Below are 450 nucleotides of genomic sequence, written 5' to 3' on the forward strand. Positions count from 1 at the left end.
TTGCTTTAGTCGCAGCCCATGAAGCAGCGCTCTATCCAGAAGCTGCTAGCGCCACCCTGAGCCCTACTCAACTTGATGAGTTAGTGCAACTGTATCCTGACTTAGAAGATGTAGTGCCGCTAACGCCGCTACAAGATGGTTTAGCATTTGAGAGCATTGCGCTCAGCGAAGACGCTTTGGATCCGTATCACGTACAAATGGTATTTACATTTGAGGGTCAACTTGACCTACCCGCAATGGAGCGTGCTTGGGCCCAGCTTATTGCCCGTCATGCAGTCTTGCGTTTAGTCCTAGCGCCAGCGAGTATTGCTGCTGGTATGGGCGTTATTCGTAGTGGCAAGGCAGCAGTCGATGGCACGATCATTGAGCTAACTGGTACTAAAGCACAGCGCTTAGCGCAGCTAAAAGCAGATGATCTAGCCCAGCCTTTTAATTTAGAGCAAGGTCCGC

The 450-nt window shown here is 50.7% G+C and carries 1 protein-coding gene; it reads left to right on the top strand.

The genetic code is table 11. The features are described from left to right. A partial coding sequence (locus tag ICN41_RS11240; RefSeq protein ID WP_216293017.1) for a condensation domain-containing protein occupies positions 1 to 450 on the top strand: 450 nt, incomplete at both ends.

Source organism: Polynucleobacter sp. 15G-AUS-farblos, assembly GCF_018882445.1.
Classification (GTDB): Bacteria; Pseudomonadota; Gammaproteobacteria; order Burkholderiales; family Burkholderiaceae; genus Polynucleobacter.